This is a genomic window from Caulobacter sp. DWP3-1-3b2 (assembly GCF_049896325.1).
Lineage (GTDB): Bacteria > Pseudomonadota > Alphaproteobacteria > Caulobacterales > Caulobacteraceae > Caulobacter.
Window position 1 is genome coordinate 1 of sequence record NZ_JAFCUB010000043.1, and the last position, 19,488, is coordinate 19,488.

The window sequence follows — 19,488 nt, forward strand, 5'->3', positions numbered from 1 at the left end:
TCCACCGCGATCTTCCGCATGTCCTCGCGGCACTTGTTCAGAATGATCTTCCATGCGGATTGAACAGGGGCGCCGCCGGCGGTCATCGCGACCGGGCCGTCCACCTTGATCTTCTCCATGGCTTCGACGCGCTCGACCTCAAGCCTGCAGTATTCCGCGAGCTGGTCGCGGTCGGCGGCCGTCAGCACCAGGCGCCAGAGCCGGGCCATCTCTCGCCACTTCGCCAAGGCCAGGCCGTCGAGATCGTCAGGCGGATTGCCGATCGGGCCAGCGTTCGGCTCCGCGTCGTTCAGCGCCCGCTTGCCGGGGTTGCCCTCAATCAGCTTCAGCGCGGTCGGTTTCGGTTTACGGCCTCGGGTCATGCTCTCGCCCGCGCGCGCGAGCCTCCCCAGAAACGCGGGATTTCGTTTTGTACTTGGGCGCCGGTCTTCTCATCGAAGATCTGTGGACTTTTAGACCCCCTACCCCTCAGGACACCGCTACTTCGGTTGCGAGTTGGACCATGTAAGCAGAGCTGGTCTCGCCGTAGGTGGGGTGACGTCCTTCGTTCTCATCGGTCATGAATTGGTTGACGCATTCGAACTCGCGAGCGAACCGCGCGGGCTCGTCAATGAAGCGACGCATCCACTCGTTGAAGCATGCGGCCATCTGGGCGTTGGTCATGGTTATCTCCGATTGCTTGGATGACGCGGATCTAGTGGCCACCCGTCTAGCCCAGCCTCTGCCGTGAACCCCGCGCTCTCGCCCTTTTGCTCCCCTGCATCATGGCAGGGTGCGCATAGGCTGGAGAACGGGCCGGCGAAGAAGCCCTCAATGGTGGCCTTGCTGCCCTTGTCGAGGTGGTTGCAGACGGTGGCCGAGGTCACCTTGCCCAGGGCACCGCAGGCTCGGCATAGGGGCTCGGCCTGGAGCTGGGAGGTTCTGATCTGGCGCCAGCGTGGGGTGTTGTAGAGACGGCGCCAAGCCTGGGCTTCTGGGCTGCGGTCGCCTTTGCGGGTCACTTGGCTTGGATAACGCCCATTCGCGCCATCACGGCCTCTGCATCCCAGTAGTGGACGCGGATGCCGAGCGTCTGCTCAAGGGTGGCGCGCAGGGTCTCGATGGGGTCGGGCATGGTGGCCTCGCTGTGGTGGTGGGGTTGCCGCCTTGTCTGCTCCGTTGCTCAATGCCAGCCGTTGCCGTAGCGCGGAACATGGATTGGACTTTGGAGCTTTCCGTAAGCGGCAGCACCCGCACTCAGGCGGGTGTGATCTCGCATCAAGTGGGTTCCGGTTTACACCGTAGGTCCACTGACGACGAACCGATCTGAACGCGATCGGCGAACACCACGGAATGTGTCGTAGTTCGCCGGTCTGCGCAACAGGCTGCGTCAAGCTGCCGCCTCTACGTTGTCGACCTTCATCTCGGCGCGGCCCTGGGGCATCGCCAGGACAACCCGGCGCTCGTCGGGGCTCATGGCGATCACCTCCGCGATGTAGCCGGTGAACAGGCCCTTGGTGACGCGGACCCGCTCGCCCTTGCCTGGGCGGTAGCGCCGTGCGTTGGCGGTCTCGTCGAACTCGCCGGCCAGTTCACGGTCTTGCAGCTTGGTGATCTCGCCGGCCGGAATGGGCATGGGGATCATTCGTCCCGCGTTGCTGCGATAGCTGACTACGGCGTGAATCGCTTCGATCTCGACGGCCAAGCAGACCTCGGCGTGAGTGCCCTGGATGAACACATAGCCTTCTAGGGCGGGGCGCTGGACCTTCTCGCGGTCGGCCTCGTCCCCAGACGGTGGCCCCTTGAAGCGGGTCATCATGGGCAGGTACGCCTCAATACCCGCCTCCAGCAGACCGGCCATGGCCCTGGCCTCCTGACGGGTGGCGGTGCGCAGGACGAACCAGGGGGCGGATGCTTTGATCGTCATGCTGGGTTCTCGCTGCTCGGGTTACGCAAATAGGTCGGGTCGTAATCGCATCGGACGGAGTGCTCGTTACGGCCAAGCATGTTGGCGACGTGCTGCCAGGCTACGCGTCCTCCCCTGCTGCAGCGGTCGATGACACTGGAGGCGAGAGGGTCGAAGCGGCTGAGCGGGGTTGCGGCGATCTGGTCTCGATCGGGCATGATCTTGGGGCCGGTCATGCTGCACGGTCCCTGGGGATAGCGGTGGCGGGTCCGCCCGGTTCGCGAGCGGTCGGGACACCACGGCGCTTGGCGAGCCGCTCCGCCGACCGAGCGGCCTCTTCGGCCTCCCGAGACGCGGCGCGCTCGTTAAGCTTGGCTTCGACCTCACGGATCAATCGGCCGGCGTCCTCAGCCCGGCCTGCTCGCAATGCCTGCTCGGCCTTCTTGAGCGTGGGCATCTGGCCACAGCCAAGATCGTTGTCGGCGCGGAACGCTATCGCATCGAGCAGGTCGCCAAGTTGTCGGCGGGCGAGCGATACGGCCATGGGGCTGGTGGACTTGAGGCGGGCGGTCATCGCGTGTCCTGGCGGCAGGAGCCGGTGTTCCGCTTATCGAAGCGGCAGGACTTATTTTACCCTAAACGGATGAGGTAGCCGGCTCCCCAACAGTGGGGGACGATGTAGGAGCCGGCGGTGCCCAGACCCCGTCAGGACGCCCTCACGACAGGTTCGTGAGAACTACCGAGAATTGAACCGACATCGTAAACCGCTCAGCCACGGCGTCAGGGGGGCGGGGGCCACATGAGGGCCATCTCCTACCTCAGCATCGCAGTCTCGGCAGACACCCTCAACTGGGCGAGCTTCACATACCAACGGTTGATGACGTCCACTCAACCAATGGGATTGGGAACAAACGTGGAATCAGCCCATCGTGGTGGAGCTTGGCGGGTTGCAGCCCTCCAAGCTCCTCACGTAACCGCCGGATGGGGCGACCACGCAGTTCACACCTTCGAGGATTTCGAAGACTCAGTTGCCGGTCAAGCCATTTCGGAAAACTCATAAGGAAATCCTTATATGGCTCCGAAGAAGATCGTAGACGCTGTCAACGACAGCAAGGGCAACATCAAAGCTGTCAAGTTCGAAGGGAATAAGACCTTCACGCCGCTGCCGACCGCAATCCGCATGACTGACCGTGGAGAGGTGGCGGGCGCGCATGTCGTCCGCCCCAAGGACGCCGCGACCCACCTGCGGACCAATCCCGACCGCAGCACCGGCAACAATCTCGACACGATGGCGGAGGAGTAGCTCGTGGAATTTCAATACGCTGAGAGCTCAACTCTCTTTCCGTTCGGCAGCCTCGCACCAAGCAGCGTGTTCCTTCTGCCGAAAGAAAGCGGATTTCTTGTTTGCCTTGCGGCCGAGATTTCGAATGGTGAGGAGGACGAGGTCACCAAGATCTCAGTCATGCTTGGGGCAATCGATACGTCCCATGTTGGGGCAATCCCTAACTATTTCGATCGTGGCGGCCAGAATGCTCCGTTTGTGATCAGATTGGATGGCGCCCGGATCTCTCCCACGTCGCAAGGCCATCCAAAGTGGCCCAGACGTTCCGAAGGCGCGGTAAACGGGGCGCTTATAATCGACCGCCACCTAACTCCCTGGCTGGTGGTTCGACAGGAGACCAGCCCACTGTTCATCTCGGTTTCCACCGGCTCGGCGACTTACCAGGGGCCACAACCGGCCATGGTTTTTGACCAATGGTCGATATCAATCCCTGAGGGAGGGGGTCGGCGAGTAGTGGCGGCCAGGCCGACGTACAGTCTCGAAAATCTCTGACGACTGGTCACCCGATCAACCACAGCAGCGGCGGATTAGCCCGAAGGTGTGCAGGCGCCGCTGTCTCCGGGTCGTCAGGCGGCGGGCCGATCCAGGCGGGCCAGTGGCCCGTCGATCGCCATCGGCCGAGAGGCCAGTCGCCCGTCTGATTGATCGGCCCATTCAAGTTCCAGCGATCGGCCGGCGTCCAGCAGCGAAGCGGCCGCGTCACGGAAACAGGATGCCGCAACCGATCGCTTCGGCAGCGCCTCCGCCTGAGCGATCAGGCCATCAACCAGGGCGTGGATGATCCTAGGCTCCATCAGGTCACCCAATCGACGCAGCGAGACTGTCGCGGCCGATCTCCTCGAACCGTCGCGTGTCCCGGCTGAAGTGCATGAAGACCTGGCCGGGCACGCCGAGGATCTCGTGATACCGAGATTTCTCGACGACCACCTGGGTCTCGTCGGGGTTGGGGCGGTGCACGATCATCCCGAGGTCGGCCTTGTTGTACCAGGCCGAGGAGTCGCTGATGTCGTACATCGTGGGGCAGCGATAGGCGCCGCTCTCGCCCTTGACCGCCTTCGTGGGGTGGGCAACGATCATCAGGTGGATCTTGAATGCCCGGGCGAACCGGCGGCACGTCTTGATACTCCGATTGACGTACTCAGTGAGCGATAGGTGACGCTCGCGGTCGTGGTCCATCTCGTTCCAGGGATCAATGACCAGCACGTCGCACCCGTCCTGCACCGCCGCGGCCTCCGCCTTCTCCAGCAGCCATTCCAGCGTGACGTCATCATCCTCGTTCGGGACGATGAAGCGGTGGAACTGGTCGATCCAGGCGTCGGCGCTGGCGATCTCGCGCTCGGTCAGCTGCCACTCGGGCCGGCCGCAAAACCAGGAGCGCAGGTTGCGCCGGTGATCGCGTTGCGGCTCCTGCTCGAACGATGCCCAGGCAATCTTCAGGCCATGGGCCTTGGCCGCGCGGCACCATAGATCGTTGACCAGCGTGCTCTTGCCGTAGCTGGGGATGCCGGTGACGACGCTCAGATCGCCGCGGCGAACCTTGAAGTTCTGGCCGAGAAGATCGAACCCGATGTCGAAGACGTCTGAGGGAGGGAGCGGCGGCAGCTCGCTCATCTTGAACACGCCATCGACCTTCAGGAACCGGGCCTTGCCGATCGTGGCCTGGACGCCCTTGACGCCATAGTCCTCCAAGACCTCGTTAAGATCCTTCAGGTGGGTCCGCCCCCGCGCCTCTGGATCCTTGGCCTTCGGATAGGTCAGGTACTTGCATCGCACCCGGCCGAGTTGGAGGGACAGGTCCTGCAGCAGGGCTCCGCCGGCCGCATCGCCATCTGCGGCGATGATCACCACCGGCGCCCGATCCTTCCCGAGGAGGGGCCGTATCACGCGAAGCCAGTCGTACTTGGCCGCGCCCTTCAGATCCTCGATATCGCGGTCGCCAGGGGTCGGCGCGCCGTCGGGCACCGAAACCGTCCGCTGAAATCCGGCCTGGATCGCGGCAATGGCGTCGAACTCGCCCTCGGTGATGATCACCGGCTCACCGATCAAGCTGTCGTCGCGTAGCACGTCCTCGTTCCAAGCGCATTTTCCGGCGCCCTTGTCCTGCCACATCTTCTCTTTCGGCAAGACGCGGTACTTGTGGTTCACCACCTGGCCGTTCTGGACGAACGGGAAGATCAGGACGTCACCACCACCAGCGGCAGTCTCGCTGCGCAGCCCGAGGCGAACCACCAACTCCGGGTCCAGACCTCGGCCTGCAAGGTAGGCCAGGGCGCTGCTGCTGATTTGGTCCGTCATCGAAGGCAGCTCCCTTGAAGTCGCAGTGGAAACACGACCAGAGGATCGCGTCGGATTTGATGGTCACGTGGAGGCAGGGCTCGCGCTTTTTTCGGCGCCGTGGCGAGCAGGACGGGCAGGGGGTGCGGTAGTCCGACTGGTTGGATCGAACGTCGATCCCGGCGTCGCGAGCCTTCAACTCCTTGGTCGCCATCACCAAACCGCCTGCTTGAGCCGGGCCTTCGGCGGCGGGTGGCGATCCAGGTCATCGAGGATCCAATTGCGCCAGGTGGCCGCCCAATCGCGCTTTCGGGCGCTGGCCCCGGTCTTGGCCCGCCAGAAGTTCGTGAAGCGCTCGGCGGCTCGGGTGATCCGATCTGGGCCCATGCCCTTGCCGGCTGCGTACTCCCAATCGATCGGCGACGGTGCCCAATCGGCCGGGATCGTCGTCCCTCGAACCGGTTTGGGCTGCGGACCGTCATCGACGGGCTGCAACACCTTCCTTGGTTCCTTTGATGGTTCAGCTGGTGGTTCAAACGTAGTGAGCCCGGAAGCTGCTTCCGCACCCCCCGGAAGCTGCTTCCGCACCCCCCCGGAAACTGTTTCCGTACCCCCGGAAGCTGTTTCCGTACCCCCGGAAGGAGCTTCCGGTTGGATTTTAAGGGTGATCGTGTCGCTCGCTCGGGAGCCATCTGGCCGTTGGCGATGATCGCGTGAGAGCAATCCTCGCGTCTCAAGCGCGGCAAGCAAGCTGCGGATTGTACGGTCAGACAGGCATGTGTCGGAGGCGAGTCGGCGCTGAGACGGGAAGCACCTCATGTCCTCGTCGGCGTAGTTCGCCAGGGCGAGCAGCAGGAGCTTTTCGGTGTGCGACACCGCCTGCAAGGCAAAGGCGTCCGTAAGGGCTCGCACGCTCATCGAGAGAGCCTGACCCGAGACCGGGCCTCATGCTCGCTGCAGTACGAGGACGGCAGTGCGCGCTCGGCGGCGCAGAAGGTCTGCTCGCCGACGAACGCCAGGGGCCACCGACAATCGTGCGGGGTTAGCTGGGTCAGGGATAGGCCGCGCATGCTGCCCTCAACCGCCTTGGCCTTGGCCGCCTCGGCGCGGCGCTCTTCAGCCTTTGCGGCGGAGGCGGAGCGATCTGGCTTCAGCGCCACGATCGTAGCCGTCCGGCACCAGCGCTTGGGATCGGCGTCCATCAGGCGATCGAGCTTGGCGGAGATGGCGCCTCTAGACAGCCCGAGGGCCTGGCCCATGAGTTCGTGCGACCAGCCGGCCTCGAACAGGTCGCCGAGGGCGGTAACGCGCTCCCCGCTCCAATGCGTGCGCACGCGGCACGGCGCCGCGTCGGAGAGCGGGGCGTCGATGTCGGATTTGAGCAACGCCGCCGACATCATGGTCAGTCCAGCGTCTGGCGGAGATCGGCAGCGAAGCGCTCAGCCCAACCCGCGATCTCTTCAGGCGGGACGCGCTTGGCGGCGCACTGCAGGGCGACGCGGGCGAGGAAGGTGTAGCCCGACGCTGGCTCATTGCCGAGGACGAGGGCGGGCCCTGCCTCCGCGACGATGCGATGCGCCTCGATCAGTCGTTCGCCGGTGTTCATCGTCCTAGCTCCTTCATGCGCCGCTCGGCGCTCAGCCGAAGTGTTCGGCCGTAGTCGGCCACGGGGTCGGCCAGACGGCTAAGGATGCCGCCGACCATGGCCTGGGCGCTCAGCCCGACGAGGCGAAAGGCCCTGCTCCAGCTCCATGAATTCACGCTCCCGATCCTTTGCTCTGACCTGTTCCCGGCGGGCTTCGTCAGCTTGTTGTGTGATGTGGTCGCGAAGGCTCGTGCCGGTGACGGCGGCCCCCACGTCGATCAGAAACCCCAGCCCATAGGCCATGGTCAGGCGCGTGATCGATCGCGCGCTTAGGTGTCCGGCTAGGATGTTCTCGGCCGTCTTCGGCGCACAGTTCAGCGCCCGCGCGACCCACTTGGCCGTGTGGACCGGGTGCAGGGCGACGAGCCGCGCCGCGACCTGGCGCCCGAAACAGCTTGCCTCCAACTCGTGGGGTAGAGCTCCCATGAAATCCTCCGTCGTCAGTGACATTGATGTCTCCGACGCGGGGGATGGCCTCTCGTCACCGGCGACCAGAGGACGACAGCAACATGATGGATCCCGGTGAACTGGATAGGATGGAACGTGTTCTTGAGCGGCGGGGCTGGCAGGCCCGGCCGCTTGCACGGGGCGAGATTGCCCCGGAATTGATGATGGCGCTGGAGGCCGCGTTGGCGGCCGGCGCCTGCCGCCGCGCGGCCGCGCTGAACCCCGAAAGCAAGTTGACCTGGATCGCCGTCGCCGAGGCCAAGCGCCGCGACGCCCTGGGGCATCTGCGTATGTGGGCGGTGAGCGTGTCCGAGCCCGTGGGGCGGTCGCGTGCGTGAACCGAACCCCGGCACGGTCAAAGAGCGCCTTGCGCTGATCGAAGAGGTCATGGGGCCGGTCTTGGTTGAGCTAATGGCGGTCAAGCTGCTCTTCCGCCTGCTGTTCGAGGTGGAGGCCGACTTTGCTGACGAGGAGGACCGAACACCGCTGAGCGTGGTTCTGGCGACGGCGCTGGACGAACTCATCGACGAGATCGACGACGCCACCGAGGAGCCGAACGAGTTGGTGCGGCTGCAGTCCCGGTTAGCTGCGCGGGCGATGCTCAATGTCGAAAGCGGGATGGTTGACGTCGAATGCGAGGACGAGGAGTCGCCTACGAACGACAACGGGCCGGGGTAGACGTAAGTCGGCCGAAATTGCAATGCGCCCGTCCGCGTGCCTAGATCTCGACACAGAAGGAGCAAATCCCCAATGCCGCAACTGCCAAACCAGCAAGACGAAACACGCGCCGTGGCGCAGGCCGCTCTTAGACTAGTGACCACGCTGCTAGTGGACCTCGACCGTCTGGCGGAAAAGCAAGGCGTCGAGACGCCCTCAGAGCGCATCGCCGGTGAAGCGGGACTGGCGGACCCGCTCTTCAATGCGCCGTCTGGCGATGTTCTCGTGATCCGCGAGCGGGCCACTGACATTATCAATGGCGCCCTCGACTTAGCAGCGATTGCTCGGCAACTGCGCGCTGGCGCATAGGGCTCGGCGACCTGGGCCGGCGCGTTCATCACGCTGCTTCCGTCCCGGCGGACGCCTTGGATCGAGCGGCATTGTTTAGCCTCCGCGCTTCCGCCCTAGACGCCAGAAGTTCATGCGTTACGTCATTCAAACCGCGAACCACTGAAGCTCGAACAACAGCTGCAAACCAGGCTGCAGGAATGGAGTCGGTCCTGACCCATTCGCGCGCCGTCCGTTCCGGACAGCCGACCTCTGACGCGAAACTAACAACTGTCGGCCAGCGGCGAATTAGGGGAGAGAAGTATGCGTCCATTGAAGAACGCTAGCTTTTCTGTCGTTTGATTGCAACAGGTCTTCTGTCGTAAGGGTAAGTATGTCGAGCGACGTCGAAACCCCAGGTGACCGACTACGATTCTTCCGGCGGAAGGCTGGGCTGAGCGCGTCGGAACTCGGCGTCTTAGCTGCGGTCAAGGCCGGTCGGCCGCGACCGATATCGCCGAGCGCCATTAGAAACCAAGAAAATGGGACAAACGGAATTCCCTATCCATTAGCTGAGGCCTATGGCGCAATCCTCGACGTCCCGGCTCAGTTTATTCTTTTCGGCGACAGCGGTTCAGCCGATCTGGCTCAGTTCCGTGCTTCGGAAGAGGACTACGAGGCAAGAAGGACGGCGGACTATTTCATTCCCCGAATGGGCCGTATTTCCGCAAAATGGGCCGAGCAGTACGAATATGACGCGGACGAAGTTGGTTTGGAGATCCGAATCCCGGGCTACTCAGCTGGAGATTTGAGGGCGTATGAAGCTGACGGCTCTTTGTCTCCTATTTACCCCAAGGGGTCTTTGATACTGACCGCTCACCACACGATAGCGTCGATACACGATCGGTCGCATGTGGTTGCAACAATGACCTCAGACGAGCTTTACCTAGAGAGCCTCAGGGAGATCCGCGTAGGCCCGCAGGGAGTGGACCTGATTGGAATAGGCGAAAAATCCCCGGCGGCGATCGCCCTCAAATTCGAACTTGGTGCTCCGCGAATCCGAATCGACCAGGTCGTAGTCGCTAGCGTGAACGTGTTGCCCCGCCCGAACTCGCCTCCGCTGCGACTGAACAAGTTTTACTCTGTCCCGGAGAATGGAGATATCGACTAGCTCGACAGAAAACCTGTTGACTGCTTCGACAGAAAAGCTAGCGTTCTCCCGTCACCAACGGAGGACGCGTCATGCACGCCCAATCGACCACCACCCCCGCTCAAGCCGAAGCCACCCCGGCCCGCGCCGAGGCCGCCATGCTTCTGGCCACGGGCAACAAGTCTCAGCGCCGCAAGGTCGATTACCAGTTCCCGCAGGCCTGCACGCCCGAGGTTCACCAGGCCTGGAAGGCCGTGGCCAAGGATGTGAAGAAGCTGCACGACGCAGTTTCGAACGGGCGCACGAAGGTCGGCGACGATCCGGGCGTGGTCGGCGAGGCCTACCGCAAGGCCTGTCGGGCGGGCCATCGCGACAGCGGCGTCAGCGCTCAGATGGCCGCCCACGTGTCCATCGAGACGATCGCGAAGAGCTTCGTCACCGACGGCACCTACGCCAAGATGGCGATCAACCCCACGGGCATCAGCTATGTCGCCGGTCTGGTTGGCGAACTTCAAAACCGGTCGCGCAACCTCAACCTGGAGGTCGGCCTCGGCGGCCTGGCCATCGACGCGGTCTTTTTCCGCAAGAACGATGTCGTTTCCTCGTCGCCGACGTCGACTTGCGACGGGGAGTTCGATGCTCGGGTCCTGGCGTGGGAAGCACTCACGGTTCGCTACGAAGAAGCCAGGGCTGCGGAAGGCATGGCCACAAGCCAGCGCGACCGCGACAAATGGGAACGCGCGACGAGCAAGCTGCTGGACGAGTTGGCCGACCAAGTGCGCCAGATCGTCAACTTGCGAACCACCGATCCTCGGATGATGCTTCGCAAGTACGAGATCATTCAGAAGGAGCTGTACAACACGTCGCCGGACGCTGTGGCCAGCGATCTGGCTTCACGCGTGATCGACCCTGAGCATGACCATTGGGATGGAGAATGCTTGGTCGACGGCATCATGGCCGACATCTACGCACTGGCAAACAAGCCTCCGGGGTCGTTTCAGGATCGGACCGCCTGGGACGCCGCCGTCGCTCACCGTGACCAGATCCGCGCCGACATGGCGGCCTACTCCGAGCGCGAAGGCCGCGACCCGCCCCAGGAACAGCAAGACGCGTTGAGCGACGCCGAGTTCGCTGTCTACACCACGCCGGCGCCAGACCTTGCGGCTGTGCTGTGGAAGCTGGCCGATAACATGAAGGACGACTGGGGCAGCGGCGACTTGAGCGCGATCTTGGCAGGGTGCGACAGCAGCGGAGACTTGGGCGAAGTGGCCCAGGCCTCGGTCTATCGCGACATCCAGCGGTTGGCGGGCCCGGTGCCACAGGCCCATCTGCTCGCCGATGACCCGTCTGTCGACTTCGATCTCCTGTCGGCTGTCGGTGACCAGATGCAGCTGCGCCAACGACAGGAGTCGGCGATAAAGGCCGACAGGGTCGAGGAAGCCGAGCAGCATACCGAGGCCATGCAGCCGGCCCTCGACAGGGCCACCTTGTTGCGCGCCAAGACGTTGGCAGGCTTGATGGGTCGTGTCTGGCTGGTTGAGGACTGGGCGCCCACGCCCGACAGTGTTTGTGGCGAAGACCTCGAATGGAAGATGGTGCGGTCGCTGCTGGACGACATCAAGGCTCTCTTTGCTGAACAGCAGCCGAAGGCACTCGTCGGCAGCAGGGCCGTGACCGCCGGCTGGATCGCGGGAGCAGCAGCCCAGCAGTGCGGCGTCTTTCCCGGCAACGCCGACCCCGTCGCCATCGCCGCTGAGTAGCACGCGCCGGCGTCGCCGGCTCCTGCTGGCGCGCTTTTGACGAGTTAACACTCCGCCCATAGCCCTCGAATCTCCCGAGGAGATAACCGTGACCAAGCTCGATCCCAGCCGAACACCCTGCGAGGAGGCTTTTACCCTCGCGATCAGTCACGCCGCGTGGGCCGGAGCCTGTCGAATTGTTAGCCGGCACCCTGAGACCGACCCGGCATCGACCCGTACGCTGAACCGAACTGCTGACGATCATAGCGGCAAAGCGCGCTGGTTCTTGTCCTGCCTGGCCGAGATCAAGCCGCGTCGCGCTGGCGAAGACCCGGCGGAGGCCGTGTGATGGACCTAAGGATCAAGCATCCCTGCCCGTTCTGCGGCGAGCGCGAGCATCTCACCATTCAAGAGGGCGGCGCCATCCAGCCGCTGATCATCAATGGGGCCACGACGACCGATGAGAGCGGGTGCGAAGTGGTGGAGGAGGTTGACGGCGTCTGGTGCGAGGCGTGCTGGGCGGCCGCGCCTCTAACCGTCTGGCTGCGCGAAATCCCGCCAGAGCGCCTCGCCGTGCTGCGCGACTTTGACCCGCCGGCTAACGCAACGGTGCTCGCATGAAAAACCCTTACTTTCCGAGCACGCCAGCCGAGGGAGCCATCCAGTCGGCCACCATGGCGGTCGAATTTCGTGAGCAAGGAAAAGCACTGCCGCGTCTGGCTGGAAGCTGCGAAATCATGGCGAGAGACTGTTCCAAGGAGTCCAGAAAGCACCTCTCGAACATGCTGAGGGGTATCACTCGTTACTCGGGGGCTGCGAAATGAAATGCGCTGACTGCAAATTCTGGAAGGCCGAGAGCGAGGCCTACCGGGGTGATGAGCAATTCGGCGACTGCCGCCGCTATGCCCCCCGCGCGACGTTCGATCTGCCACTGATCGTCTCCCGTATTCAGGTGGAACGAGGCGACCTGGCGGACCTGAGCGAAGACAGGCCCGAGGAGATTTCGAGCATCTGCCAGCGTTACACCGCTTGGCCTGCGACCTGGGGCTCCGACTTCTGCGGCGATTTCGTCGCTAAGGTCGAACAGCGGGCGGGGTTCGTCTGATGGGCCGCCATGAACCTCCCTGCGCGATGTTCGCGGCGCCGCTCTCGGTCGAACAGCGCATCGAGCGGGAAATCGAGTTCATCGCCGGCGTGTCGGTCGATGTCCGCGATCTGCCGCGCCAGCGCCTCGCCGAACTGGCGGACGAAAATGAAGGGGTGGCTAGCGGCTATCTCTCCGCCGCCCAGCTGGTCGATGGCAGCCAGCGGTTGACATTCCTTTGGATGGGCGGCCATCACGCAATGCGGGCCCAGGTCTATGCGGAAGCTGCGAGGGCCACCTGATGGACGCTCGCATCAAGCGAGACTGCCCGTTCTGCGGCGAGCGCGAGCACGTCGAGGTCAGCGAGAGCAGCTGTCCGTTCGCGACCGTCGTCGATGGCGATACCCTGAAGGACGAGAACGGGTTTGACGTCGAGGACTACGTCGATGGGGCGTGTTGCCGGGTCTGCAACGCGCTCGTTCCGCTCCACGTCTGGAACAGCGAGGTCCCTCAGGAGGTGTTCGCCGTCCTTCGCGACTTCGATCCGCCGGGGCCGCCAGCCGGATCTTGCCATGACACGTGATGCCCTTGCGCGCGTCGCCAGGCGTCCAGACGCTGTCGACTGGCCGGACAATGCCCCCATGACACTCCGCGAGGTCATTGCGGTCTTCTATCCGCACGGCCCGCTCACCATCGCCTCCCTGCGCTGCGAGATCGCGAACGGCCGATTGACCCCGGCCATCGTGGCGGGAAAGCATTTCATCACCCCCGCGCAGGTCCGCGCCCTATTCGAGCCGAAGCCATGTCAAGAACGAGGGGCCCGAGGCTCTACCTCCGCAAGGGGCGGCCGGAAAAACGAACCCAAGACGTCTGGGTCATCCGGGACGGATCGTCTGAGATCAGCACAGGCTGCGGCCCAAGCCGCCTTGGGGATGCTGAGCGGGCCCTCGCCGAGTACATCGCCGAAAAGTGGCGACCCGAAAAAGGGCAGGGCGCCGAGCGCTCAGGTGATCCGGCCAGCGTTTACGTCGCCGAGGTAGTTGCGCTCTACAGCCTGGAGAAGGCGCCTAAGGTTCAGGATCCGGGATCGGCGAAGGCGCGACTTGAGGCGATAATGGCGTGGTGGGGCGACAAGACCCTGGCCGACGTGCGCCGGTCCACCTGCGAGGCCTATGTGGCCTATCGCATGACGCAGCCAATCAAGTCGTTCACCAAGAGCGCGCCCAGAATGGTCACAGCGCAGGGGGCGCGGCGCGAGCTCGAAGATCTGTCCGCGGCCATCGGCTACTGGGACGGCGAGCATCGGCTGACCAGGCTCCCCAAGGTGTCGCTGCCGGAGAAGCCTGAGAGCCCCCGTGACGCGCTGACCCGACATCAGGTCGCGCGACTGTTGAAAGCAGCCCTGGGGTGGCGGCTTAAGACCGACGGGACATGGGTGCGGCTACCGGGTTCGGCCGCCGCCAACCGGCGCCACCTCCGCCGGTTCATCCTGATAGCCGTCTATACCGGTACGCGGCCAGGCGTGATCCCCAAGCTGCTCTGGCATGAGAGCCCAGCGCAGGCCTGGGTCGATCTGGATGACGGCGTCATCTATCGCCGCGGCAAGGATGAGAAGGACCACAAGACCAAGCGCCGGCCCATGGTTCGGATGCCGCCGCGCCTGCTGGCGCACATGAGGCGCTGGAAGGCCGAGGACGAAAAGACAAAGCGGTTACAGGATGACGGCGAGCACGCCGCCACCAAGCGCCGCGCGAAACCAGCCCAGCGCGCCGCCACGGTCCTGCACCATGGCGGCCGACCGCTGGCTGGGCGGATACGCAAAGGTTTCGCGAACATCGTCCATGACGCGGGTCTGGACGGGGAGATCACCCCGCACTGGATGCGCCACACCTGCGCGACTTGGCTGATGGAACGCGGCGTGAAAGTCTGGGACGCGGCCGCCTACACCGGCATGAGCACGGCGACCCTTGAGAAACACTACGGCCACCACCGGCCGGATCACCAGGCGAAGGCGAGGGAGGCGCTGGGCGGAGCGAGATGACCGTGGACTACCTGGCTAGACCCCATTGTTTTCAGCGTATTTGAGAATGCGGCCACGCGTCTCCTCAGAAGCAAACAATCCGTCGGCAATTCGTTTGAAAACCGCTGGGCCAAAATCGTCGCGCGGGACATATATTTTTTGGCCGATGCGGTTTCGGATCTGCGCTGCGTGCACTGTCTCCGCCATGCGGTAAAGCATGTGGCTCGGGTGCGTTATGAACGGATGATCTCCGTTGTCGAGTGTGCACGATGGGTCGTGCCTCCGCCCGGGGTATGTGGTTGTCACCATGACGACTAGACACAGCTTTTCAGGGCAGGGATCGTTCATGATGGCGAACAGGTGCAACTTTGGTTGGAAGGGCATTAGCAGCCCACCAGCTCGATAGGGCAACTCGGCCACTAGGCAGCAAAGCTCGCCACTAGCACCCGTTCCGCCTGAAGTTGCTCGGCCAATTCAATTGGCTCCGCCTTGTCTAGCCGCTTGAACACGGTAGCAAAATCGATCGGGACGGACGAACCGGCAGGGTCCCGCCACTCGGGGCAGAACCTGTGTGTCCATTCAGCAAGCTCGTATTTCTCGATGTCCTTGAAGGCGTTCCAGGTAGCTTCGAGAATGCGAATGTCGGAGCGACTAAGTTCGTCCAGATCGTCGATGGTGATGGGACGAGCAAGCGGCACTCGGTAGTTGGCGCGCGGGCCGATGAATTCCGCCCAAATATGCGTCTGTGGCGGTTCCGCCTCGCCGTTCATCAAACTGTACGTGTAGGTGTTCACTGGACCAAACGGCATCGCGACGAAATTATCGCCCGTCACCGGGTACTCCCGCTCCGCCATGCTCGCTCTATCGCTCAGATAGATCAGTTTCGTGGCGCGGAGCACATTAATGCTGCCACCCTCTTTGTCAGCAAAGAAGGCGGTGACCTGTGCGGCTCGACGCGCAGAAAACCATTTCGGTATGCGGGCTATAAAGGGCATCTGTTTCCGGCCCTGCTGGCGGTGGGCGTTCGAATCATATCACTAAACAATGAGTCTCTGCGAAAAAGGTTTAGCTCTCGCTTGACCATCCGGGCCAATGGTGCATCTGGCGAATCCGCACACCAATTGATGGCCGTTCGACGTGGCAGCCGCACCGCGCTCTAGGCCATTAAGCGCGACCACCTCTTGCCCCCCGAATGCCCCCCAGGTTGGCCCCGAATTGGCGTGAACAAAACGGGGTGAAGCGTGACGCCAAACCCCTACGCAATAAGGGTTTCGACAGGATTGCCGTTCGTTGACATCGAGGGGGTCACAGGTTCAATCCCTGTCGCGTCCACCATCTCCTCCCAAGATTGCGTTGTTGTCGGGCCTTGCGTGCACGGACGAATCTGCTCGGCCGCGAATGGTTCCGCAGCAGGCGCACTTTAAATCTCTGACCGTTGGCGTAACCATTTCCGGTCTGGTGCTTTAGCATTCTGCCGTCTGCAGCGCTTCTTTTGCGCGAAACTCAGGGAATTTGGCGTTTTCACGTGTTGAAGCGGCGTCAAAATCTAGAGTTCACGGCGCGGGGATCAAGAATTCAGTCTCTGATTTCGCCGGTTCGGTTCAAGGTCGGCGGGAGTTGCAGGCTGCAAAGTCGCAATCTCGACGAAATAGAGGCCGTTGTGGCGGATCGGCCACACCTATTTCCTGACTTGGCGCGTTTGTCGTCTTGAAGCTGCTTCTGTCGGCTTCAAGACATTCATCTAGAGGGTTCACATCATGAAAATCCGGTTGCTGGCAGGTGTCGCGACGCTTGCGCTCTGCGCCGCGTCAGGCGCCTCCGCCCAAAGTGCATTGAGCGGATGGTACGTCGCCGGCGACGTCGGGTACCACATGACCGACGGCGTCAAGGCGACTTCGTCGGTCAACGCCACAGACGGCCAACCTTACAAATGGACGTTCTCGGCCGACGACGACTGGGCGGGCTTTGGCCGCATCGGTTATCGCTTTACCCCCAACTGGCGGGTCGAAGGCGAATACGGCTATCGCAGCGGCGACATCTCCGGCGTCAAGGGTTCGGCCGGTCGTCCTCAGCCGATCGGTCTGTGCACCGCCGGCCCGATCCGCACCGCGGCCAACCCGACCTGCGGCGAACCGAACGGCGAGCTGAAGGCCACCACCCTGATGGCCAACGTCATCTATGACTTCATGCCCGACTCCAGCTTCCACCCCTTCATCGGGGCGGGCGTCGGTACGGCCTGGGTTCATAACAAGGTCTACGGCCAGCAAGCTGGCCGGGCCGTCACGCCCGTCACCACCGCGCAAATCCAGAACACCAGCTTCGACGACGTCGACCAGGCCCTGGCCTATCAAGGCCTGCTGGGCGTCGCCTGGGACTTCGCTCCGAACTGGTCCCTGGACCTGACGGGTCGCTACCTGGAGACCGACGACCTGCAATGGGGTTCGGTGACCTCGAACGTCAGCCCCGTGGCTGGTGGTTCGGTGACCGATGTCGGCACCTTCAGCGGCAAGTACAAGGACACCTCGATCACCCTGGGCGTCCGTTACACCTTCGGCTCGCCGCCGCCGCCCCCGCCGCCCCCGCCGCCCCCGCCCCCCCCGCCCCCGCCTGAAATGCCGGCTCCCCCGCCGCCCCCGCCTCCGGCTGCTGCGTACGAAGCCAGGGAGTTCGTGGTCTACTTCCCGTTCGATCAGTACGTGCTGACGCCGGAAGCCCAGGCCGTGATCAGCCAGGCGGCCGACTATGCCAAGGGCGGCAACGCCACGAAGATCACCGTGGTCGGCCATACCGACACCTCGGGTTCGCCGAAGTACAACGCCAAGCTTTCCGAACGCCGGGCCAAGGCCGTGGCTGACGGTCTGGTCGGCGCAGGCGTCGCGGCCACCACCCTGGCCGTCGACTGGAAGGGCGAAAGCGCTCCCGCCGTCGCCACCGGCGATGGTGTGAAGGAACCGCTGAACCGCCGTTCCACGATCTCGATCAACTTCTAAAGATCGCGATCAGCACTGAAGTCGAGGGCCCGGCGGCGACGCCGGGCCCTTTTCTTTGGTCGATCGTCAGGGGCTTTGGCGTTCGCCAACGCCCTGTCGCGATGAAAATCGGGCCGGCTCGATGAGCGCCGACAGGGGGCGAGGCAGGGGCGAGGGCACGTCGAGAATCCGGGCGACCAGATGTTCGGCCAACAAAGGCGCCAGGCAGAAGCCGCGCCCACCCAGGCCGCCCATGACCCAAAGCCCCGTCGGCGCGTCCGGAACCGCGCCAGCCAGGGGCAGATGGTCGGCGGTGGTGGCCCGGACGGCCGCGCGCCCCTCGAACGTCGCTGGATCCAGCCTGGCCGCCAGCTTCGGCAAGCCCTTGAAAAGGGCCTCCAGGTTTCGGGCGTGATCGACGGCGCGAATCTCGGTTCCAAGGTCGTCACGATCATGGGTGGCGCCAAACAGCACGCCTTCGCGGGTCGGCGTCGCGTAGCCTCCAAAGGCTACGGGGTCTGGGGCGGTGGCTGGGGCTGGGGCCGGGCCGGTTGTCCAACTGGTCTGACCGCGAATGGGCCGCAGCGGCGCGTCGGGCCATAGCCGGGCCTGCCCGGCGCCTCCGGCCAGGACCACCGCGTCCACTTGCGCCAGGCAACGGTCGTCGACGTCGAACAACCGCCAGGTCGCGTTGTCATGGTCGATGCGAGCGACCAAGGTTGCGGTCAGCGCGCCACGCCAGGCGTCCAGCACGCGGGCCGGCTCCACCACCAGGGCGCTGGTCATCAGCAAGCCGCCCGGCGCGGGCTCGCCCAGGCGCGCGGTGACGGCGTCGGCGTCCAACAAGGCCATGGCGCCAGGCTCGAACAGGTCCTGCTCGGACACGACGGCGTGGCGAGCCTCATCGCGCGGGGCGGCGGGCAGTTTCAGCACCCCGCGGGCGATCACGGCCTCGGGCAGGGTTTCGTATAGCGCCACGGCGCGGGCAAAGGCCTGGGCCGGCAGGGCGGCGCGTAGGCCGCCGCCGGCGTCTACGGCGGGGGTGACCAAGGCGGCGGGATTGCCCGAGGCCGGCGCATGGCCGTCGTCAAACAGGCAGACCTCCAGGCCCTCGGCGCGGCCCGCGCGGGCCAAGGCCGCTCCGGCGATCCCGCCGCCGATCACCGCCAGGCGGCGAGGGCGGGGCGCCGCGACCGGTCCGCCCGGCAGGCGGGCCTCCAGTCGCTCTTTCTTGCGTCCGAAGCCCGGGCGTTTATCGACTTGGAACCCAGCGGCGGCCAGGCCGCGCCGCACCGCGCCGGCCACGGTGAAGGTGGCGGCCCGCGCGCCGGACGCCGATCGTGCGGCGACAGCCGCCATGATCTCCTCGCGCCACATGGCGGGGTTGAGGGCGGGCGAAAAGCCGTCGAGGAACCAGGCGTCGGCCGCGCCGTCCCAGGTCGCCAGCGCCTGTTCGACATCCATGATCGCCAGGTCGAAAGTGGCGTCGAAGCCGGGCAGGTCGACGCGGTGGAAACCTCGCGCCACGCCGGGCCAATGGTCGAGCAGCACCTGGGCCGCTTCGCCCAGCTCCGGCCAGACCGCCAGGGCCCGGGCCGCCTCGTCGCGGGTGATCGGGTGGGCCTCGACCGAGAAGATGTGGAGGCGCTGGCCCGCCACTTTTTTTCGCCGCCACAGGTCCAGCAGGGCGGCGATGTTCAGCCCGGTGCCAAAGCCCAGCTCGCCGACCGTGAAGTGACCGCGTCCCACCCAGGCGGCTGGCAAGCCGCATCCCTCGAGGAACACCGCCCGGGTCTCGGCCAGCCCGTCGGCGCTGGAGAAGTAGACGTCGCCGTACAGCGCTGACAGCGGCATGCCGTCGTCGCGCCAGACGAGCGGAGAGTCGGGGGAGGGCGCGGGCTCGCTCATGCCTGCCTTATAGCGAGAGCGGCCCATAGAAGAAGGGCCGC

General features: G+C 64.3%; 26 protein-coding genes and 1 pseudogene. 13 read left to right on the forward strand and 14 right to left on the reverse strand.

Annotated elements, in window-relative coordinates:
* The 4 genes from ACP7AG_RS19135 to ACP7AG_RS19150 form a co-directional block, all read right to left on the reverse strand.
* On the reverse strand, positions 1–362 hold a 362-nt coding region (locus ACP7AG_RS19135; RefSeq protein ID WP_426032826.1), incomplete at its 3' end, for a P27 family phage terminase small subunit.
* Positions 363–468: 106 nt separating this feature from the next.
* Complete coding sequence (locus ACP7AG_RS19140) at positions 469–663, reverse strand: hypothetical protein (protein ID WP_426032828.1); 195 nt, start codon at positions 661–663, stop codon at positions 469–471.
* Between the two features lie 706 nt (positions 664–1,369).
* Entirely contained in the window at positions 1,370–1,906 is a 537-nt protein-coding gene (locus ACP7AG_RS19145) for a transcription termination/antitermination NusG family protein (RefSeq protein WP_426032830.1), read from the reverse strand.
* 211 nt (positions 1,907–2,117) lie between these two features.
* Positions 2,118–2,459 carry a hypothetical protein gene (locus tag ACP7AG_RS19150; RefSeq protein ID WP_426032832.1) on the reverse strand — a complete coding sequence of 114 codons (342 nt, stop codon included), beginning with the start codon at positions 2,457–2,459 and terminating at the stop codon, positions 2,118–2,120.
* Positions 2,460–2,957: 498 nt separating this feature from the next.
* Between ACP7AG_RS19150 and ACP7AG_RS19155 the strand changes: the two genes are divergently transcribed.
* Complete coding sequence (locus tag ACP7AG_RS19155) at positions 2,958–3,188, forward strand: DUF3892 domain-containing protein (RefSeq protein WP_426032834.1); 231 nt, start codon at positions 2,958–2,960, stop codon at positions 3,186–3,188.
* 605 nt (positions 3,189–3,793) lie between these two features.
* On the opposite strand, the gene ACP7AG_RS19160 is transcribed toward ACP7AG_RS19155, so the two are convergent.
* The 7 genes and pseudogenes from ACP7AG_RS19160 to ACP7AG_RS19190 form a co-directional block, all read right to left on the reverse strand.
* Positions 3,794–4,021: a hypothetical protein gene (locus ACP7AG_RS19160; RefSeq protein ID WP_426032836.1), complete on the reverse strand. Its 228-nt coding sequence runs from the start codon at positions 4,019–4,021 to the stop codon at positions 3,794–3,796.
* Positions 4,022–4,025: 4 nt separating this feature from the next.
* On the reverse strand, positions 4,026–5,522 hold the full coding sequence (locus ACP7AG_RS19165; RefSeq protein ID WP_426032838.1) for a bifunctional DNA primase/helicase: 1,497 nt from the start codon (positions 5,520–5,522) through the stop codon (positions 4,026–4,028).
* Positions 5,523–5,714: 192 nt separating this feature from the next.
* Positions 5,715–5,999: a hypothetical protein gene (locus tag ACP7AG_RS19170; protein ID WP_426032897.1), complete on the reverse strand. Its 285-nt coding sequence runs from the start codon at positions 5,997–5,999 to the stop codon at positions 5,715–5,717.
* A gap of 231 nt (positions 6,000–6,230) precedes the next feature.
* Positions 6,231–6,419, reverse strand: a pseudogene (locus tag ACP7AG_RS19175) (helix-turn-helix domain-containing protein); the annotation flags it as partial.
* A complete protein-coding gene (locus ACP7AG_RS19180; protein WP_426032840.1) occupies positions 6,416–6,901 on the reverse strand; it encodes a GcrA family cell cycle regulator in 486 nt (161 codons plus the stop codon). The gene ACP7AG_RS19180 and the pseudogene ACP7AG_RS19175, both read right to left, overlap by 4 nt.
* A 2-nt stretch (positions 6,902–6,903) precedes the next feature.
* The gene (locus ACP7AG_RS19185; RefSeq protein ID WP_426032842.1) at positions 6,904–7,107 is read right to left on the reverse strand and encodes a hypothetical protein; all 204 of its coding nucleotides are present in this window, start codon (positions 7,105–7,107) and stop codon (positions 6,904–6,906) included.
* A 78-nt stretch (positions 7,108–7,185) separates the two neighbouring features.
* Positions 7,186–7,596, reverse strand: coding sequence for a hypothetical protein (locus ACP7AG_RS19190; protein WP_426032844.1), 411 nt, complete (start codon positions 7,594–7,596; stop codon positions 7,186–7,188).
* A 59-nt stretch (positions 7,597–7,655) separates the two neighbouring features.
* Between ACP7AG_RS19190 and ACP7AG_RS19195 the strand changes: the two genes are divergently transcribed.
* From ACP7AG_RS19195 to ACP7AG_RS19245, 11 genes are all read left to right on the forward strand, one after another.
* Complete coding sequence (locus tag ACP7AG_RS19195; protein WP_426032846.1) at positions 7,656–7,931, forward strand: hypothetical protein; 276 nt, start codon at positions 7,656–7,658, stop codon at positions 7,929–7,931.
* A complete protein-coding gene (locus ACP7AG_RS19200; protein WP_426032848.1) occupies positions 7,924–8,271 on the forward strand; it encodes a hypothetical protein in 348 nt (115 codons plus the stop codon). Before ACP7AG_RS19195 ends, ACP7AG_RS19200 begins: the two co-directional genes overlap by 8 nt.
* A gap of 72 nt (positions 8,272–8,343) precedes the next feature.
* Entirely contained in the window at positions 8,344–8,619 is a 276-nt protein-coding gene (locus ACP7AG_RS19205) for a hypothetical protein (RefSeq protein WP_426032850.1), read from the forward strand.
* 352 nt (positions 8,620–8,971) lie between these two features.
* A complete protein-coding gene (locus ACP7AG_RS19210; RefSeq protein WP_426032852.1) occupies positions 8,972–9,748 on the forward strand; it encodes a helix-turn-helix domain-containing protein in 777 nt (258 codons plus the stop codon).
* 71 nt (positions 9,749–9,819) lie between these two features.
* Positions 9,820–11,487, forward strand: a complete 1,668-nt coding sequence (locus ACP7AG_RS19215) for a hypothetical protein (RefSeq protein WP_426032854.1) — start codon at positions 9,820–9,822, stop codon at positions 11,485–11,487.
* Between the two features lie 88 nt (positions 11,488–11,575).
* Entirely contained in the window at positions 11,576–11,815 is a 240-nt protein-coding gene (locus ACP7AG_RS19220) for a hypothetical protein (RefSeq protein ID WP_426032856.1), read from the forward strand.
* The gene (locus ACP7AG_RS19225) at positions 11,815–12,087 is read left to right on the forward strand and encodes a hypothetical protein (RefSeq protein WP_426032858.1); all 273 of its coding nucleotides are present in this window, start codon (positions 11,815–11,817) and stop codon (positions 12,085–12,087) included. Before ACP7AG_RS19220 ends, ACP7AG_RS19225 begins: the two co-directional genes overlap by 1 nt.
* 199 nt (positions 12,088–12,286) lie before the next feature.
* A complete protein-coding gene (locus tag ACP7AG_RS19230; RefSeq protein ID WP_426032860.1) occupies positions 12,287–12,571 on the forward strand; it encodes a hypothetical protein in 285 nt (94 codons plus the stop codon).
* Positions 12,571–12,852: a hypothetical protein gene (locus ACP7AG_RS19235; protein ID WP_426032862.1), complete on the forward strand. Its 282-nt coding sequence runs from the start codon at positions 12,571–12,573 to the stop codon at positions 12,850–12,852. Before ACP7AG_RS19230 ends, ACP7AG_RS19235 begins: the two co-directional genes overlap by 1 nt.
* Positions 12,852–13,133 (forward strand): hypothetical protein, encoded by a 282-nt coding sequence (locus tag ACP7AG_RS19240; RefSeq protein ID WP_426032864.1) that lies wholly within the window; start codon positions 12,852–12,854, stop codon positions 13,131–13,133. Before ACP7AG_RS19235 ends, ACP7AG_RS19240 begins: the two co-directional genes overlap by 1 nt.
* 531 nt (positions 13,134–13,664) lie before the next feature.
* Complete coding sequence (locus tag ACP7AG_RS19245; RefSeq protein WP_426032866.1) at positions 13,665–14,591, forward strand: tyrosine-type recombinase/integrase; 927 nt, start codon at positions 13,665–13,667, stop codon at positions 14,589–14,591.
* A 15-nt stretch (positions 14,592–14,606) separates the two neighbouring features.
* On the opposite strand, the gene ACP7AG_RS19250 is transcribed toward ACP7AG_RS19245, so the two are convergent.
* Positions 14,607–14,789: a hypothetical protein gene (locus tag ACP7AG_RS19250; protein WP_426032868.1), complete on the reverse strand. Its 183-nt coding sequence runs from the start codon at positions 14,787–14,789 to the stop codon at positions 14,607–14,609.
* A 200-nt stretch (positions 14,790–14,989) separates the two neighbouring features.
* Positions 14,990–15,565 (reverse strand): Panacea domain-containing protein, encoded by a 576-nt coding sequence (locus ACP7AG_RS19255; RefSeq protein ID WP_426032870.1) that lies wholly within the window; start codon positions 15,563–15,565, stop codon positions 14,990–14,992.
* A 762-nt stretch (positions 15,566–16,327) separates the two neighbouring features.
* Between ACP7AG_RS19255 and ACP7AG_RS19260 the strand changes: the two genes are divergently transcribed.
* The gene (locus ACP7AG_RS19260; protein ID WP_426032871.1) at positions 16,328–17,560 is read left to right on the forward strand and encodes an OmpA family protein; all 1,233 of its coding nucleotides are present in this window, start codon (positions 16,328–16,330) and stop codon (positions 17,558–17,560) included.
* Positions 17,561–17,626: 66 nt separating this feature from the next.
* On the opposite strand, the gene mnmD is transcribed toward ACP7AG_RS19260, so the two are convergent.
* A complete protein-coding gene (mnmD, locus tag ACP7AG_RS19265) occupies positions 17,627–19,447 on the reverse strand; it encodes a tRNA (5-methylaminomethyl-2-thiouridine)(34)-methyltransferase MnmD (protein WP_426032873.1) in 1,821 nt (606 codons plus the stop codon).
* Between the last annotated feature and the right edge of the window lie 41 nt (positions 19,448–19,488).

Excerpts from the sequence above, each read along its gene's own strand:
- ACP7AG_RS19250 (WP_426032868.1), bottom strand. The coding sequence starts at position 14,789 with ATGCTTTACCGCATGGCGGAGACAGTGCACGCAGCGCAGATCCGAAAC.
- ACP7AG_RS19210 (WP_426032852.1), top strand. The coding sequence starts at position 8,972 with ATGTCGAGCGACGTCGAAACCCCAGGTGACCGACTACGATTCTTCCGG.
- ACP7AG_RS19240 (WP_426032864.1), top strand. The coding sequence starts at position 12,852 with ATGGACGCTCGCATCAAGCGAGACTGCCCGTTCTGCGGCGAGCGCGAG.
- ACP7AG_RS19190 (WP_426032844.1), bottom strand. The coding sequence starts at position 7,596 with ATGTCACTGACGACGGAGGATTTCATGGGAGCTCTACCCCACGAGTTG.
- ACP7AG_RS19215 (WP_426032854.1), top strand. The coding sequence starts at position 9,820 with ATGCACGCCCAATCGACCACCACCCCCGCTCAAGCCGAAGCCACCCCG.
- ACP7AG_RS19205 (WP_426032850.1), top strand. The coding sequence starts at position 8,344 with ATGCCGCAACTGCCAAACCAGCAAGACGAAACACGCGCCGTGGCGCAG.
- ACP7AG_RS19245 (WP_426032866.1), top strand. The coding sequence starts at position 13,665 with ATGGCGTGGTGGGGCGACAAGACCCTGGCCGACGTGCGCCGGTCCACC.
- ACP7AG_RS19155 (WP_426032834.1), top strand. The coding sequence starts at position 2,958 with ATGGCTCCGAAGAAGATCGTAGACGCTGTCAACGACAGCAAGGGCAAC.
- ACP7AG_RS19225 (WP_426032858.1), top strand. The coding sequence starts at position 11,815 with ATGGACCTAAGGATCAAGCATCCCTGCCCGTTCTGCGGCGAGCGCGAG.
- ACP7AG_RS19150 (WP_426032832.1), bottom strand. The coding sequence starts at position 2,459 with ATGACCGCCCGCCTCAAGTCCACCAGCCCCATGGCCGTATCGCTCGCC.
- ACP7AG_RS19235 (WP_426032862.1), top strand. The coding sequence starts at position 12,571 with ATGGGCCGCCATGAACCTCCCTGCGCGATGTTCGCGGCGCCGCTCTCG.
- ACP7AG_RS19160 (WP_426032836.1), bottom strand. The coding sequence starts at position 4,021 with ATGGAGCCTAGGATCATCCACGCCCTGGTTGATGGCCTGATCGCTCAG.
- ACP7AG_RS19145 (WP_426032830.1), bottom strand. The coding sequence starts at position 1,906 with ATGACGATCAAAGCATCCGCCCCCTGGTTCGTCCTGCGCACCGCCACC.
- ACP7AG_RS19260 (WP_426032871.1), top strand. The coding sequence starts at position 16,328 with ATGAAAATCCGGTTGCTGGCAGGTGTCGCGACGCTTGCGCTCTGCGCC.
- ACP7AG_RS19140 (WP_426032828.1), bottom strand. The coding sequence starts at position 663 with ATGACCAACGCCCAGATGGCCGCATGCTTCAACGAGTGGATGCGTCGC.
- ACP7AG_RS19165 (WP_426032838.1), bottom strand. The coding sequence starts at position 5,522 with ATGACGGACCAAATCAGCAGCAGCGCCCTGGCCTACCTTGCAGGCCGA.
- mnmD (WP_426032873.1), bottom strand. The coding sequence starts at position 19,447 with ATGAGCGAGCCCGCGCCCTCCCCCGACTCTCCGCTCGTCTGGCGCGAC.
- ACP7AG_RS19255 (WP_426032870.1), bottom strand. The coding sequence starts at position 15,565 with ATGCCCTTTATAGCCCGCATACCGAAATGGTTTTCTGCGCGTCGAGCC.
- ACP7AG_RS19185 (WP_426032842.1), bottom strand. The coding sequence starts at position 7,107 with ATGAACACCGGCGAACGACTGATCGAGGCGCATCGCATCGTCGCGGAG.
- ACP7AG_RS19180 (WP_426032840.1), bottom strand. The coding sequence starts at position 6,901 with ATGATGTCGGCGGCGTTGCTCAAATCCGACATCGACGCCCCGCTCTCC.
- ACP7AG_RS19195 (WP_426032846.1), top strand. The coding sequence starts at position 7,656 with ATGATGGATCCCGGTGAACTGGATAGGATGGAACGTGTTCTTGAGCGG.
- ACP7AG_RS19230 (WP_426032860.1), top strand. The coding sequence starts at position 12,287 with ATGAAATGCGCTGACTGCAAATTCTGGAAGGCCGAGAGCGAGGCCTAC.